This is a genomic window from Paraburkholderia azotifigens, from assembly GCF_007995085.1.
Taxonomy (GTDB): Bacteria; Pseudomonadota; Gammaproteobacteria; order Burkholderiales; family Burkholderiaceae; genus Paraburkholderia; species Paraburkholderia azotifigens.
The window spans coordinates 1,614,392-1,628,432 of record NZ_VOQS01000005.1; the positions used below are offsets into that span (position 1 = coordinate 1,614,392).

12 protein-coding genes and 1 pseudogene are annotated in these 14,041 nt (G+C 59.7%); 5 read left to right on the forward strand and 8 right to left on the reverse strand.

Translation table 11 applies throughout. The annotated features are described in order from the left end of the window. Nucleotides 1–2: 2 nt before the first annotated feature. On the reverse strand, nt 3–1,166 hold the full coding sequence (locus FRZ40_RS39240; RefSeq protein ID WP_147237868.1) for a M20 aminoacylase family protein: 1,164 nt from the start codon (nt 1,164–1,166) through the stop codon (nt 3–5). Nucleotides 1,167–1,306: 140 nt separating this feature from the next. On the opposite strand from FRZ40_RS39240, the gene FRZ40_RS39245 reads away from it, so the two are divergent. After that, the gene (locus FRZ40_RS39245) at nt 1,307–1,786 is read left to right on the forward strand and encodes an Lrp/AsnC family transcriptional regulator (RefSeq protein ID WP_147237870.1); all 480 of its coding nucleotides are present in this window, start codon (nt 1,307–1,309) and stop codon (nt 1,784–1,786) included. 5 nt (nt 1,787–1,791) lie between these two features. Here the strand turns inward: FRZ40_RS39245 and FRZ40_RS39250 are convergent, their stop codons facing one another. Beyond that, a complete protein-coding gene (locus FRZ40_RS39250; RefSeq protein ID WP_147238541.1) occupies nt 1,792–2,928 on the reverse strand; it encodes a branched-chain amino acid ABC transporter substrate-binding protein in 1,137 nt (378 codons plus the stop codon). 400 nt (nt 2,929–3,328) lie between these two features. On the opposite strand from FRZ40_RS39250, the pseudogene FRZ40_RS46480 reads away from it, so the two are divergent. Next, nucleotides 3,329–3,502, forward strand: a pseudogene (locus FRZ40_RS46480) (IS110 family transposase); the annotation flags it as partial. 306 nt (nt 3,503–3,808) lie between these two features. On the opposite strand, the gene FRZ40_RS39260 reads toward FRZ40_RS46480, so the two are convergent. The 4 genes from FRZ40_RS39260 to FRZ40_RS39270 form a co-directional block, all read right to left on the reverse strand. After that, nucleotides 3,809–5,134, reverse strand: a complete 1,326-nt coding sequence (locus tag FRZ40_RS39260) for an MFS transporter (RefSeq protein ID WP_147237873.1) — start codon at nt 5,132–5,134, stop codon at nt 3,809–3,811. A 56-nt stretch (nt 5,135–5,190) separates the two neighbouring features. Beyond that, nucleotides 5,191–5,361, reverse strand: a complete 171-nt coding sequence (locus FRZ40_RS44240) for a hypothetical protein (RefSeq protein WP_158647076.1) — start codon at nt 5,359–5,361, stop codon at nt 5,191–5,193. A gap of 29 nt (nt 5,362–5,390) precedes the next feature. Beyond that, complete coding sequence (locus FRZ40_RS39265; protein WP_147237875.1) at nt 5,391–6,236, reverse strand: sugar phosphate isomerase/epimerase family protein; 846 nt, start codon at nt 6,234–6,236, stop codon at nt 5,391–5,393. Nucleotides 6,237–6,363: 127 nt separating this feature from the next. Then, complete coding sequence (locus tag FRZ40_RS39270; protein ID WP_147237876.1) at nt 6,364–7,767, reverse strand: aminotransferase-like domain-containing protein; 1,404 nt, start codon at nt 7,765–7,767, stop codon at nt 6,364–6,366. A gap of 143 nt (nt 7,768–7,910) precedes the next feature. Here FRZ40_RS39270 and FRZ40_RS39275 point away from each other — a divergent pair, with 143 nt between their 5' ends. Genes FRZ40_RS39275 through FRZ40_RS39285 form a run of 3 tightly spaced genes read left to right on the forward strand, consistent with a single transcriptional unit; the run spans nt 7,911 to nt 11,768 of the window. Next, nucleotides 7,911–9,320: a glycerate kinase type-2 family protein gene (locus FRZ40_RS39275; RefSeq protein ID WP_147237878.1), complete on the forward strand. Its 1,410-nt coding sequence runs from the start codon at nt 7,911–7,913 to the stop codon at nt 9,318–9,320. Continuing rightward, a complete protein-coding gene (gene eno / locus FRZ40_RS39280; RefSeq protein WP_147237880.1) occupies nt 9,320–10,594 on the forward strand; it encodes a phosphopyruvate hydratase in 1,275 nt (424 codons plus the stop codon). Before FRZ40_RS39275 ends, eno begins: the two co-directional genes overlap by 1 nt. Before the next feature lie 55 nt (nt 10,595–10,649). After that, complete coding sequence (locus tag FRZ40_RS39285; RefSeq protein ID WP_147237882.1) at nt 10,650–11,768, forward strand: tyramine oxidase subunit B; 1,119 nt, start codon at nt 10,650–10,652, stop codon at nt 11,766–11,768. A 127-nt stretch (nt 11,769–11,895) separates the two neighbouring features. On the opposite strand, the gene FRZ40_RS39290 is transcribed toward FRZ40_RS39285, so the two are convergent. Together FRZ40_RS39290 and FRZ40_RS39295 are read right to left on the reverse strand one after the other, a co-directional pair. Beyond that, the gene (locus FRZ40_RS39290; RefSeq protein WP_147237884.1) at nt 11,896–12,921 is read right to left on the reverse strand and encodes a 4-hydroxyproline epimerase; all 1,026 of its coding nucleotides are present in this window, start codon (nt 12,919–12,921) and stop codon (nt 11,896–11,898) included. Nucleotides 12,922–13,064: 143 nt separating this feature from the next. Beyond that, nucleotides 13,065–13,967, reverse strand: a complete 903-nt coding sequence (locus FRZ40_RS39295; protein WP_240057472.1) for a shikimate dehydrogenase family protein — start codon at nt 13,965–13,967, stop codon at nt 13,065–13,067. Nucleotides 13,968–14,041 lie beyond the last annotated feature (74 nt).

The following is a 14,041-nucleotide window of genomic DNA, read 5'->3' on the forward strand; positions in this document are numbered from 1 at the left end:
CGTTAGCCGACTGGCAATTCGAGCCGGGCGATCTCGGCGAAATAGCGCGCTCCCGTCAAAAGGATTTCGTCATTGAAATCGTAGGTGGCGTTGTGCAAGGGCGTACCGCCCTTTTCTGCGGATTCTCCGTTGCCAATAAACACAAAGTTGCCGGGAACGACCTGCAGGAACGCGCCAAAGTCTTCCGAAATCATCATCGGCTGGACATTGGCATCGACGCTACCGGTTCCCGCCACATTGCCCGCTGCCCTTACTGCGACGTCCACGAACTGCTCCGAGTTGACCGTCGGCGCGAACTCGTGTGTGTACTCGAACGTGCAATCGGCTCCGTGCGTACGGCAAATGCCTTCGCATACCTCGCGCATGCGAGTCTCGAGCAGCGCCTGCACTTCGCGCGAATAGCTTCGCGTATCACCCTTGATAACGACGTTCGACGGAATGACGTTTCTCAGACCGTCCGTGATGAATTCCGTACAGGAAATCACCGCCTGCAGACTCGGGTCGAGATTGCGCGAAACGATGGTCTGCAATGCCATCACGATCTGCGATGCGATGACGATCGGGTCTACGCCCATGTGCGGACGGGCAGCGTGTGTACCGCGTCCCTTGATGTGAATGACAAAGTTATCTTCACTCGCCATGATGCCACCCGGACGCGTGGCAAACGTTCCGGCGCGCATGCCCGGCATGTTGTGCGCGCCAAAGATGGCATCGACCGGGAACCGTTCGAACAGGCCGTCGGCCATCATCGCCTTCGCGCCGCGGCCATGCTCTTCTGCCGGCTGAAAGATGAAGCGGACAGTGCCGTTGAAGTCGCGCCGCTCTGCAAGGAGCCGAGCCGCTCCCAGAATCATCGACATATGCCCGTCGTGCCCGCACGCGTGCATCTTTCCGGCAGTGCGCGAAGCATGCTGCCGATCGGGTGCATGCTCCGCGATGTTAAGCGCATCCATATCGGCGCGCAGGCCGATAGCTCGCCTCCCGTCTCCAACGCTCAGATTGGCAACCAGCCCGGTTCCGCCGATGCCGCGATGAACCTCCAGTCCCAGCGTACTGAGAATGTTCGCCACATAGTCGGACGTATTGACTTCCTCGAAGCCAGTCTCGGGATGTTGATGCAAATACTGGCGCCAGCTCTTCAGTTGGCCCTGCAGCGTGCTTTCCATAGTCGGACGCCCTTGTATGAAGTTCGCGGAACGTGCATGTCGATCACGGAGATAATATTGTTTGCGGTGCTAGAAAAAATGTCGAAATGAAGGGCTTCCGTGCAAAAATATCTTTGTTTTGACTTTCTGGCTGAAAATTCATGACACCCAGCCTGGACGCCTTTGATCTGAAGCTATTGATGGAAGTCCAACGCGACGCGCACATTCCTCAAAACGAACTCGGCGCACGCGTCAATCTGTCTACGGCTGCCGTCAATCGCCGATTGCGACGCCTGTCGGAAGAAGGCGTCATTCGCAACTACGCCGCCATTGTCGCGCCCGAGAAGGTCGGCTATCCGCTGACAATCATCGCGACGGTTGAGGTCGAGAGCGAGCAGATCGATCTGCTCGACTCGATGAAACGCACCTTCACGCAGTGCCCGGAAATCCAGCAGTGCTACTACGTCGCTGGCGAGTGGGACTTCGTGCTGATTCTGACGGTTCGCAACATGGAGGAGTACACGGCCCTCACACGGAAACTGTTCTTTTCAAACAACAACGTCAAACGCTTCAAGACGCTGGTGAGCATGAGCAGCGTGAAGGTGGGGCTCGGTGTACCCGTGGCGCCCGAGGGCGGGTGAGGCCGTCAACGGACGACTGACTTGTCGGTCCAGTTGCCCTGGTCAAACTGGCGAACCGTAATTGCGCCGTTGCGGATATCGCCCTTTCCGTCGAACTGGATCGCGCCCGTCACTCCGTTCAGCTTCAAAGCGCGCAGCTTCGGGAGATACACCTTCGGGTCAGTGGATCCGGCAGCCTGCATTGCGTCGGCCATCGCGAACACCGCGTCATAGGCGTAAGGGGCGTATAGCTGCACGGGAACACCGAAGCGCTGCTGATAGCGCCTGAAGAATTCCGGTCCTTGCGGCATCTTTGTGGGTGGGACGCCTGCAAGCGTGCAATAGATATCGTTGTTCATCGAGGCGCCGGCCAGCTTGATGAACTGCGGGGTACACGCTTCATCGCCTGCAATGAACTTGACCTTCAACCCAAGCTTCTGTGCCTGCTGGACGAACGCCGCGGCTTGCGTGTCGCCACCCGTGAAAGCGATACCTTCTGGTTGATGGCTCTTGATGGTCGTGAGAATCGCCATCCAGTTCGTTGTCTTGTCGGTGCCGAATTCACGCGCGACCACGTTGCCTCCGGCAGCCTTGACTGACTTTTCGATCTCATCGGCAAGACCTTGCCCATAAGCCGTACGGTCGTCGACGATGGCGACCTTACGCGCGCCAAGATCGTGGACCAGATACGCGCCGATGACCGAGCCCTGCCTCACGTCATTCGCAACCATACGGAACACGTTCGTGAATCCTTGCTGTGTAAGCTTCGGATTGGTTGCCGATTCGGTGATCATCGGCACCCCCGCATCCGAGTAAATTTTGGACGCAGGTATCGACGTTCCGGAGTTCGCATGGCCAACTACACCCGCCACACCATCGTCCATCAGCTTCTGGGCGACAGTCACCGCCGTCTTGGGATCGGCCGCATCGTCCTGCGAGTCGAGCACGAATGTCACGCTTTGGCCGCCAATGCGAATCTTCTTGCTGTTTAGATCTTCGATCGCAAGCCGCACACCGTTTTCATCATCCTTTCCGATGTGGGACAACTCGCCAGTCAGCGGGGAAACCTGCCCGATCTTTACCGTCAGGTCCGCATGAGCCGCGAGAGGTTGCAGGGCAAGCGTCAGCGACGCGAGGCAAATCAATGGCCGGGATAGTTGCATGGTCGTACTCACGATAGGTTGGCTGGGGATCGGGTCGGCAGAACCCGTGACCCGTTGGGCTCAGCAACACTGCGCTCGCCCTGTAACCATCGTAATGACGCGGCACCGTAGCCAAAATCAGCAGCGAGGACCTTTCTGCAAATTCCGATCGAAATGCCAGCAATTTTCGATAATTTTTCTCCCTGCTTTTCTCTGCGCGCAGCGTCGCTATCCGAACAGTCTGATCCCTTACCTGTTATCGAGGCGATCCGGCCTTTCCGGCACCTGCGCCGCTTGCTGGCATTGTGAATCGGGGTTCAACACTTTCACGATCGGAAGCCCTCTCGCAACCTGGACTCGCATCCTTTTTCAGCCGTGAATCCACGGTCACTGTCGGGTGATCCGCCCGAGCCGCGACCTCACCGCGCCCCGACGTGATGACCGGCTGTCCCGCTGGATCGTTCAGCTGCACGCGCGCGTGGGCAACTACAGGACCCTCGTTGCCGTAGCAAACAAACACGCGTGCATCCTCTGGGCGATGCTAGCCAAGGGCGAGCGATTTGATCCATCCCACGCGCCCGACCGCCCGCCATGACGGGGCGGCGGGCGCGTGAGCCACTGACCCGGAAACACCCATATTCACACTGAATTGACTTCGTAGTCGAAGACGCTGAACATTACCGGTAAAGTTTGAATCAGGAATCTGCGTTGTCAGTATCGTTTTCACGCTGACCGATGCATCGCTCATTGCATTCGCACCGATGCGCCGAGGGTATCGCGCTGGCGTCGTAATGCGCGCTTACGGCAAAACCAAGCGGTGTCGCCGACATTACCGACGTCAGCGGACATGGCTCGCACGCGCGTTCCCCAGGGCATTTCAGCATCGTCGCCAGCCGACGTATCATGAATCCCCCCGTGCGCCGTCACTCTTCGGATAGGCAAGCGCCAGTGCGCATCCGATCAGCATGCACACGCCGAACCCAAGCAGCCCCACCCGCTGCGAATGGAGTTCTTCCTTCAGCCACCCCAGAATATAAGTGCCGATGAAGCCGCCCAGATTGGCGAGCGACGTGATCATCGCGATGCCAGCTGCCGCGCCCGTCCCTTTGAGGAACGTAGGCGGCAGCGTCCAGATGACGGGTATGGTCGCCGCCGCCCCCGCATTGATGAGGGAGAACAGCACGACAGTCGCGAGCGTCGTGTGAGGCGTTAGCGCCGTGACAAAAAGCCCGCAGCCTGCAATCAGACACGGCACCGCCATGTGCCAGCGGCGTTCGCGTGCGCGGTCGGAACTTCGCCCGCACCACAGCATGCTGAACACGGCGGCCGCGTTCGGCAGCACCATCCAGAGTCCGATCGAAAGCGGATCGTGCACACCGGTGTCGTGCAGGATCGACGGTAGCCAGAAGCTCGTCGCATACACGCCGATCATGATGCAGGCGTCGATGAGGCCAAGAATCCAGAGTCGTCGGTCGATGAATACGTGTTTCAGCGACGAGATCTTCTCGACATGCGGATGGCTGTCGAGATTGCCGAGCAGGATTCGCTTCTCGTCGGTCGTGAGCCACGACGTCTTCTCGATACGGTTCGGCAGCCACAGCAGCACGAAGACGCCCAGCGCGATCGATGGCAGCGCTTCGAGCAGAAACATCCACTGCCAGCCACCGATGCCGCGCACGCCGTCCATCGCGTTCATCAGCCAGCCGGACAACGGGTTGCCAAGGAGGCTGGAAACCGGCATGGCGATCATGAACAATGCAACGATTCGCGCACGCCGCTCGTAGGGAAACCATTGCGACAGATACAGCAGCACGCCCGGCACGAAGCCCGCTTCGGCCGCGCCGAGCAGAAATCGCACGATGTAAAACTGCAATGGCGTTCGGACGAACATGGTCGCGGCCGAAAGCGCGCCCCATGTAATCATGACGCGCGCGATCCAGACCTTCGCGCCCACCTTTTCCAGCACGAGATTGCTGGGTATCTCGAACGCGATGTATCCAACGAAGAAAAGCCCCGCGCCGAGACCATAGACGCGGTCGCTGAAACCGAGCGCATCGAGCATCTGAAGTTTCGCCAGTCCGATGTTGACGCGATCGAGGTAAGCCGCGAAGAAGCAGAAGAAGAACAGCGTCAGCAGGCGCGCAGTCACTTTGCGATAGAGCGCGTCAAGGCTGGCGCTTTCGGCCGCGCAAAGGCGGCCGGCGGGAGCGATGGGGCGGGTAGACATGGGTTCGCAGGTTTAGGGGTGACGAATCTTGCGGACTTATATTTGCCGCGCCATGATCACCATTCGCTCGTTTCGAATGTCGAGTGATGATCCATCCAGTCGTACTGAGCAGCCGCGTAATCACGCAAGCGAGCATGACTCCCGCTGTCCTGCGTCTTTTCTTCCGCGTCCTCTGCATCCGCGCGCGCGTCGTCACGCACGCTTTTCCCGATGGATAAGCGATTCATGGTCTTTCCTGAAGGGAAATCGACGGCGCTCAGGCCCGATTGAAAGAAGGCGCGCCCACATGCGGCCCGCATCGTTCGACAGCCACGCGAACCGTCTCCTCCGGCGGCCGCTCCCACCAGTCCAGCTCGGAGAAGACTTCCAGTTCGAACGGCCCCGCGTAGCCGATATCGTCCAGCCATCCCTTGATGCGGGGAATATCGATTACGCCATCGCCGACCATGCCGCGGTCGCGCAGGTTTCGCGTCGGTACGAGCCAGTCGCAATAGTGGAAGGTGATGATGCGTTCCGGACCCGCGCGACGAAGCTCAGCCTCGAAGACCGGGTCCCACCAGCAGTGATACACGTCAGGAACGAGACCCGCGCCGTCGCCGAGTTCATCGCACAGGTCGTTGGCGACCTTGATCGAATTCAGCACGCTGCGGTCGCCGGCGTACATCGGATGCAATGGCTCGAGGCCGAGTTTGACGCCGACTTCACGCGCATGCGGCAACAAGGCGAAAAGCGCATCGCGCACGCGGGCGCGCTGGCCCGCAATGTCCTTGCTGTCGGGCGGCATGCCGCCTACCACCATCATCAGACAGGCCGCGCCGATCTCCGCGGCGGCATCGAGCAGACGCCGATTCGTGTCGATCGCGGCCGTCATGCTCTTGCCCACACCGACATTGAGCCATTCGCTCGTGCACAGCGACGGCACCCACATCTCGAGTTGCCTGAGATGCTTGCGCGTTTGCGCAACGCCGTAGGCTTCCAGAAACTGCCTCCACACCGCAATGCCGCTGATTCCCTGGCGCTTGTAGCCTTCGAGCGCTTCGGGCATGGTCCATTTGGGCGTCGTGATCTGATTGATCGCGAAGCGCGAAAGGTCATCGCTCATATGTTCTCTCTCCCTGTGTTCCCGATCAGCACATGCTCACGCGCTGAAATCAGGCGGGACATGTACAGGCCGCGATACCTGTACAGGCGGCGGGAACTGCACACTTGGAAAGATGGCGCGCGAGCGCTCAGCGGCCGACAGAATCCGCGAGGAAGCTAAACAGACGGTCGAAGTTGCAATGCGCCACGTTGAACCTGAGCCAGCTCATTTTCATGCGGCCCGCAAAGAACAGATGTCCAGGCGCCAGCAGGATCTTCTGCTGCAGCGCGAGTTCCGCCAGCCGGGACGAATCCGCGTCGATGCCGCTCGGCCTGGCCCAAAGGAACATGCCGGAGCGCGGTTCGCAGAACACTTCGAAGCCACTCGCTTCGAGCCTGCGGCAAGTCTTCTCCTGCGCGGCTCCGAGGCGGTCGCGCAATTGCTCCGTCTGCTTCCGGTAATGGCCTTCCGACAGGACCGCGCTGACGAGGCGCTCGGTCACCGTCGGCGTCGACATCCCCGACACGAGCTTTTGATAAAGCAGGCCTTCGACCACATCGTGATCCGCGACCACGAAGCCCACGCGCAAGCCCGCGCCAATGGTCTTCGAAAAGCTGCCCACATAGATGACGTTCTTCAACTGATCCATCGATGCGAGCGTGAAGTGCGCGCCTTGCACGAGGTCGGCCGAGACATCGTCCTCGACGATCAGGCAGCCGTGGCGTTCGGCGATTTTCAGCACCTTGTAGGCGGCCGCGGAACTGTAACTGGCTCCCGTCGGATTGTGCAGCCGGCTGTTCGTGAAGTAGAGCTTCGGGCGATGCGTCTCGAGCGTGGCTTCCAGCACGGCCACATCCGGGCCCGTGGGCTTCATCGGAATGCCGATGGTTTCGACATCGCGCATGCGCAGCGCCACCAGAAGATCGCTATAGCAAGGCTCGTCCACCATGACGATATCGCCGGGCTGCGTGAACTGGCGAATCACGAGATCGAGTGCCTGATTCGCACCCAGCGTGGTCATGACCCCGCCGACATCGGTTTCGATTTCGTATTCCGCGAGTTGACGCACGATCTGTTCGCGCAGCCGGTCGAAGCCCCGCGCATGCCCATAGCCCAGAAGATGCTCAGGGTGCGCCGCAAGCTGCCTGAGCGAGCGCGCGATGCCTTCGCTATCGAACCATGTTTCCGGAAGCCAGCCCGCGCCCGCATGAATGGCCCCTTCGCTCGCAACGAGGAAATTTCGCACGAGCCATCCGTTCGTGACCTTTTCGTCGAGCTTTTCCGCCGCCTGCGCGGGCGCACCCAGGCGTCGCTCCGATACATAGAAGCCCGAGCCGCGACGCGCCACCAGCACACCTTGCGCGACGAGCCGGTCATACGCCTCCACCACGGTGAAGGTCGACACGCCATGCGCGAGCGCGAACGCACGAATGCTCGGCACGCGCGCGCCGGGCCGCCAGCGCTTCTCGTCGACCTCGACGATGATGCCCGCCACGATCTGCATGGTGAGGGACATCCCGGAACCGGGATCCAGCGAAAGAACGGGCTTCATACGGGGACTCGAAACTTAGGCACATGTGTGTAGGTCACGGAGCCTGTACAGCGATCCGCCAGCTTGCCCAAGTGTACATGTATCTGTGCAGGGTGATTGCCTAAATTGCACTTACCTTATGGCCACCCTTCACCGAACCTCGTATGAACAAGATACGTAATTCCGCAGAGATTCTTTCTCATGGCGATGTCGAGTCCCGGCGCATCGTCCTCGATATCGCCGACGGCACGCTCGAACGTCTGGACAGCTATCGACGCATTCAAAGCATCATGCGTCTCGATGGCGACACGTTGCACATCGGCACGCGCTCGTGGGACCTGTCGAAAAAGCGCAACGTGTACCTGATCGGCGCTGGCAAGGCCTGCAATCACATGGCGATGGCGGTCGATCACGTGCTCGGCGATCGGCTGACGTACGGCATCGCCATCGTGAAGATTCACGAGGAATCGGACCGCTTCAACAAGACGGAAGTGTTCGTCGGTGGTCATCCGCTGCCGAACGAGGAAGGGCATCGCGCGTCGCGCAAGATCATCGAACTTGTGGATCAGGCGGGCCCGGACGATCTCTTCATCGCGGTCATCAGCGGCGGCAGTTCGGCGCTGATGTCCTGTCCCATCGACGGCATCTCGTTGCAGGACGAGATCGATACAACCGACGTGCTTTTGAAGTCCGGCGCAGGCATCTACGAGATCAATGCCGTGCGCCGTCATATCTCGGCACTCAACGGCGGCATGCTGGCCAAACGCATTCAGGCGGTCGGCGCGGAACTGATCGGCTTCGGAATCAGCGATGCGGTCGGTTCTCCCGCCACGGGCGATATCGCCGTGCCCTATGCGGCCTACAAGAGCACGCCGATCGGCCCCGACATGACAACGCTCGACGATGCGCGCGCGACGATCGTCAATCGCGATGTGGCGCATCGCTTGCCCAGGAGCGTCGTCGATTACCTGATGAACGCGGGTCCCGAAGGCGAGACGCCGAAGGCATTCCCCGACAACACCTACTTCCTGCTGAACACGCTGCCGGACTCCTGCATCTACGCCAAAGAAGTCTGCAACGAAATGGGCATTCCGGCGATGATCGTGTCGTCGTTCCTCGAAGGCGAAAGCCGCGACGCCGGGACTTTCCTCGCGTCGATCGCGCGCGAAATCCAGACCTACGGCAATCCGATCAAACCGCCCTGCGTGCTTCTGAGCTCGGGCGAAGTGACGACGCTGATTGATGACAACAGCATCATCAAAGGTCATGGCGGCCCTGGCCAGGAGATGACCGTGAGCTTCGCCATCACCGCGGAAAAGACCCAAGGCGCGTGTCTGCTCTCCATCGACAGCGAAGGAACAGACGGCACGGCAAAGGTCGCTGGCGGGATTGCGGACTCCACCAGCTTCAAGGCCGCCGCCGCAAAGGGAATCAGTCTCTATCAGGCCTTGCGCGAGCATAGCTGTTACGAAGCGCTGTCCGCCATCGACTCAGCCATCTTCACGGGCAACACGGGAACCAATCTGTGCGACCTGAACATCCTCTACGTTCCCGCATCGAAGGAGCGCAAGTAATGGAAGACAAGATTGCCTCCGTTCGCGCGCAGCAAATCATCGACTGCAAATGCCGTCCCGCCGTCGAGGTCGAGATTCGAACCGAAAGCGGCGCCGTAGGACGTGGCGCCGCACCCACGGGTACGTCCGTTGGCATGCACGAGTCATTCGTCCTGCGGGACGGCGATCCGTCAACGTATCAAGGGCTCAGCGTGCACAAAGCCGTGGAAAACGCGGTCAAGATCATCGGGCCCGAGTTGATCGGCATGAACGTCTTCGATCAACGCGCCATCGACGAAAAGATGATCGCGCTCGATGGCACGCCAGACAAGCATCGCCTGGGCGGCAACACCATCTATTCGGCTTCCATCGCGGCCTTTCGCGCCGCGGCCGATGCCCGTGCCATTCCGCTCTACGAACACATTGCTGGCCGTGACATCAGGACCGTTCCCGTGCCCTGCTTCAACGTCGTCAACGGTGGTCGCTACGAAGGCTACACGCAGGCGTTCAACGAGTTTCTCATCGTGCCTTACGACACCGACAGCATCGACTTCTCGATCGAGATGGCCGTGACTGTGTTTCAGAAACTCGGCGATGTTCTGACTGCGTATCTCGGGCATAAGCCGCAAGTGGCGAGCTCCTACGGCTATGCCGCGCCGTCCGAAGATCCGGAAATGATCCTGACGCTGATGCAGAAGGCGATCGACGAATGCGGTTATACGAATCGTATTGCGTTCGCTCTCGACTGCGCATCGAGCGAGATGTATGACAAGCAAACCGGGCGCTATCTCCTGAAGGGAGAGCGTGTTTCTTCGGATGAGCTGATCGCCTACGCCAAATATCTGACGGAGCGCTTCAATCTTGTCTTCATCGAGGACCTGCTCGACGAGAACGACTGGAGCGGCTACAGCCAGGCCGTGCGCGAACTCAAGCGCACCATCGTCCTGGGCGACGACCTCACCGTGACAAGCCTCGAGTTGCTGCGCCGCGCGCACGAGACGCGCGCGGTAGACGGTTTCGTGCTCAAACCTAATCAGGTCGGCACGGTTACGGAAGCCATGGATGCGTACCGCTTCGCGCAAGAGCACGGGATGATCGCCGTGCCGTCGGGCCGTTCCGGTGGTGTCGTCGACGACGTCGTGATGGATTTCTCCGTTGGTCTGGAGGTCCCGTTCCAGAAGAACGGTGCGCCGCGCTCGGGCGAACGCATCGAAAAGTTGAACTTCCTCATGCGCGCCAATGCACGTAGTGCCGCATGTCGTCTTTACGACATCTCGCCGCTCCTGCGTTTTTGATTCGAACCGCTGACCACGCGTCAGACCCCACGCCTTCTTCTGAAGAGGAATCTCCATGTATCCCAAGATCGACTTTCTGTACCTGTCCGAACCCGACATGATCGAAGCCGGTGTTCTCGATGCCGCGCGCTGTGTCTCTGTCTGTGAAGAGACCTTCAGCTTGCTGGGCAAAGGCGACTATCTGATGGGCGGCGCCAATCATAACAATCACGGGATGAACATCGTCTTCCCGAAAGAAACGAAGTTCCCCAACATGCCGGTGGCGGGCCCGGACCGCCGATTTGCCGCGATGCCCGGCTATCTCGGCGGCCGATTCGACGTATGCGGCAACAAGTGGTATGGCTCCAATCACGCCAACGCGCAGAAAGGGCTGCCCCGCTCCATTCTCACGATGATGCTCAACGACAAGGACACCGGCGCGCCGCTGTCGCTTATGTCGGCAAATCTTCTCAGTGCCGCGCGCACCGGCGCGGTGCCGGGCGTAGCCGCCAAATACCTCGTGAACAAAGATGCGAAAACGGCGTCGGTCATCGGCTGCGGCCCGATCAACAAGGCATGCTTCACAGCCATCATGACGCAGCTCAAGGGCATCGAAAAGGTCGTGTGCTTTGACGTATTCCTCGACAAGGCGAACGAATTCGCCCGCTGGGTCGAGGCGACGTACGGGGTCGGCGCCATTGGCGTCGACGAAGCCGAGAAAGGCTTCCGCGATGCCGACGTGATCACCATCGCGGCGTCGCGTCTGAAGCCGCTGTATTTCAAGGACGAATGGATCAAGGATGGAGCCGCCATTCTGGTTTCCGGCCCGTTCAATACGGATGAATCGTTCCTGATGAGCTGCAAGATCGTGTTCGATCACACGCCGTTGCAGGAAGCCTATGTCGAGGATGCCATTGCGTCTGGGAACAAGGATGCTTATTACGGGGGCGTGATCGGCGGCCCGTTCTATCGCCTCATCGATGCCGGCAAGCTTCCTTCGCTTGCCGACTCCACCGGTCTTGGCGATGTCGTTAATGGTGTGAAACCCGGCCGCGAAAACGAGAAGGAGCGCGTGATCTTCATCGCTTGCGGCATGGCCGTGTTCGATATCAGCTGGGGGTTCGAACTGTATCGGAACGCCCTCGACAAGGGTATCGGACAGTCGCTCAACCTTTGGGAAAAGCCGGCACTTTGATTCCGCCTTTGCTCGTAAGCCCCGGTTTTGCCGGGGCCAATGAGATTCGCCCCATGACCGATTAGCTCGACCATGGGGCGAAATGCTTTGCGACATCAGGCGCACGACGCATCGTGTGCCTGCGCAATCAAACGCTCAGCTTCGCGAACTCCGACAGATCGAAGCCTTGAGCATAGGGCTGCGTGTCATCGACGTAATGCTCTCCACGACCGGTGATATAGGCGCGCCCTTCGACGCTCGGATACACCGCATCGAGTCCGCTTTCCAGGCGCGTCTTCGATTCCACGCGGCCAATGAAGCGGCTCAGAATCAGACTCTCGTGACGGAACTCTTCACCCTCGCACAACAGACCGCGCGCGAATCGTTGCGCGACTCGCGCGGACGTGCCCGTGCCGCACGGAGATCGGTCGATGATCAGGTTACCCGCGATCACGACTGCGCGTGCATGTGAGTCGCCGGCGACGGCGCGCCCCGTCCACATGCAATGCTTGACGCCACGAATCTGCGGATTGTCCGGATGAATCACGTCGAGCGCCTGGTTCACGCGTTGCTGAACCTCACGTCCCATTTCCAGCAGTTGCTCAGGCGTGAAGTGTTCGCAACCAGAGAAGTTCTCCTGCACCTCGACGATGGGATAGAAGTTGCCGCCGTATGCGATATCGACTTTGAGTTTGCCGAGCTGGGACACTTCGATCTCGACGTCTTTGTGAAGCAGGAAGCTCGGCACATTTGTGAAGCGCACGGATTCGACCTTATCGCCGTTCATCACATACTTCGCTGTCACCTGACCGGCGGGAACGTCGACCACCACCTGACCCGGCGTCTTCGGCTTGACCAGACCCGATTCGAGCGCGAAGGTCACTGACCCGATCGTCGCGTGCCCACACATCGGCAGACAGCCCGACGTCTCGATGAACAGGAGGCTAAAATCGGCACTAGCGCTCAGAGGCGGATAGAAAATGGTTCCAGACATTTGCCCATGTCCGCGCGGCTCCAGCATCAACGCACGGCGGATCCAGTCGTACTTCTCGACGAAATACAGTCGACGGTGATTCATCGTCGCGCCCTGCAACTCCGGCCCACCGCTCACCACCATGCGCACCGGCATGCCTTCGGTATGGCCTTCAACGCATGAAAAGGTATGTTTTGTCATTGACGTTTCCTGGAAAATCAAACACCAACTCGTGAATCCGCAGCTTGAATGCCGATCGACGTTCCTGTCGCAACGTGCCGAAGATTCACCGCTAAAAAAGAACCCGTGCCGAGGCACGGGCAAACACCCCGCTTATTCGAATCTCAAGGTTCGCTACGCGCGCCACGCGGCACCAAATTCCGCAACTCTGGTGGAAAGAGCATGTCGCGGGCAATGGTGTCGTCGCGTCGCAAGAACTCGGCTGCCTGATGCAGCCCGAAAAAATCGAGAAACTGCGGCGATTGCAAGATCAGCATGTCGAACCCGGGCAGCACGACGTTTCCTCGCGACATGGCGGCACGCAAAAGCGGCGTCGGCTGGTTTTTCATGAGGATGTCGCACACGATCGCCGAGCGCTCGATCCGTTCCGGCGCGATCGGAAGCGGATCATCGGCCTTGAGGCCAAGAGGCGTCGCATTGATGACGACCTCGAAGCCGCCGGGATCGTTTGTCTTCTGCGCGGAGCTCGGAATGCCGTAGCGTTCGGCAACCGAGGACGCCACGCTCTGTGCCTTCGCTTCGTCAATATCGTAGATCGCGATGCGAGCCGCCTCGCCCTCCGCAAGCGCCGCTGCAATCGCGCTGGCGGCACCGCCCGCACCAAGCAGCAGCACCGATTTGCCACGATATTGCATCGAGTAACGATCCATCGACTTGGCGAAACCCGTACCGTCGAACAGGTCGCCGTCCAATTGGCCGTCGTCGCCCCTTCGGATCGCGTTCACGGCATTGGCGGTGATCGCCCCATTCGAACGACGGTCGACAATGCCCGCCGCCGCAGTCTTGTGGGGAATCGACAAAACCATGCCACGTGTCGTTTTCGACTTGAATAGCGATCGGATGGTGCTTTCAAGGTTGACCGGTTCGACGTGCAGCGGAACCATCACCGCGTCGAGGTCGCACAACGGAAATACCTTGTTGAAAATCTCGGGCGTTCTGACCTGCTCGATCGGGTCAGCCACCATGAAAAGAACACTCGTCTTTCCCGTAATCATAGTCTGCTTCATTTGCGATCCTGATTCGTCTGCAAAGACATTCGAAGCCTGTTTGCCTGGAGCCCGATTTCCGGGGAAGGAGCCGA

What these genes read in the sequence shown, in the direction of transcription:
- FRZ40_RS39240 (WP_147237868.1), bottom strand. Translation starts at nt 1,166, where the DNA reads ATGGAAAGCACGCTGCAGGGCCAACTGAAGAGCTGGCGCCAGTATTTG.
- FRZ40_RS39245 (WP_147237870.1), top strand. Translation starts at nt 1,307, where the DNA reads ATGACACCCAGCCTGGACGCCTTTGATCTGAAGCTATTGATGGAAGTC.
- FRZ40_RS39250 (WP_147238541.1), bottom strand. Translation starts at nt 2,928, where the DNA reads ATGCAACTATCCCGGCCATTGATTTGCCTCGCGTCGCTGACGCTTGCC.
- FRZ40_RS39260 (WP_147237873.1), bottom strand. Translation starts at nt 5,134, where the DNA reads ATGTCTACCCGCCCCATCGCTCCCGCCGGCCGCCTTTGCGCGGCCGAA.
- FRZ40_RS44240 (WP_158647076.1), bottom strand. Translation starts at nt 5,361, where the DNA reads ATGAATCGCTTATCCATCGGGAAAAGCGTGCGTGACGACGCGCGCGCG.
- FRZ40_RS39265 (WP_147237875.1), bottom strand. Translation starts at nt 6,236, where the DNA reads ATGAGCGATGACCTTTCGCGCTTCGCGATCAATCAGATCACGACGCCC.
- FRZ40_RS39270 (WP_147237876.1), bottom strand. Translation starts at nt 7,767, where the DNA reads ATGAAGCCCGTTCTTTCGCTGGATCCCGGTTCCGGGATGTCCCTCACC.
- FRZ40_RS39275 (WP_147237878.1), top strand. Translation starts at nt 7,911, where the DNA reads ATGAACAAGATACGTAATTCCGCAGAGATTCTTTCTCATGGCGATGTC.
- eno (WP_147237880.1), top strand. Translation starts at nt 9,320, where the DNA reads ATGGAAGACAAGATTGCCTCCGTTCGCGCGCAGCAAATCATCGACTGC.
- FRZ40_RS39285 (WP_147237882.1), top strand. Translation starts at nt 10,650, where the DNA reads ATGTATCCCAAGATCGACTTTCTGTACCTGTCCGAACCCGACATGATC.
- FRZ40_RS39290 (WP_147237884.1), bottom strand. Translation starts at nt 12,921, where the DNA reads ATGACAAAACATACCTTTTCATGCGTTGAAGGCCATACCGAAGGCATG.
- FRZ40_RS39295 (WP_240057472.1), bottom strand. Translation starts at nt 13,967, where the DNA reads ATGAAGCAGACTATGATTACGGGAAAGACGAGTGTTCTTTTCATGGTG.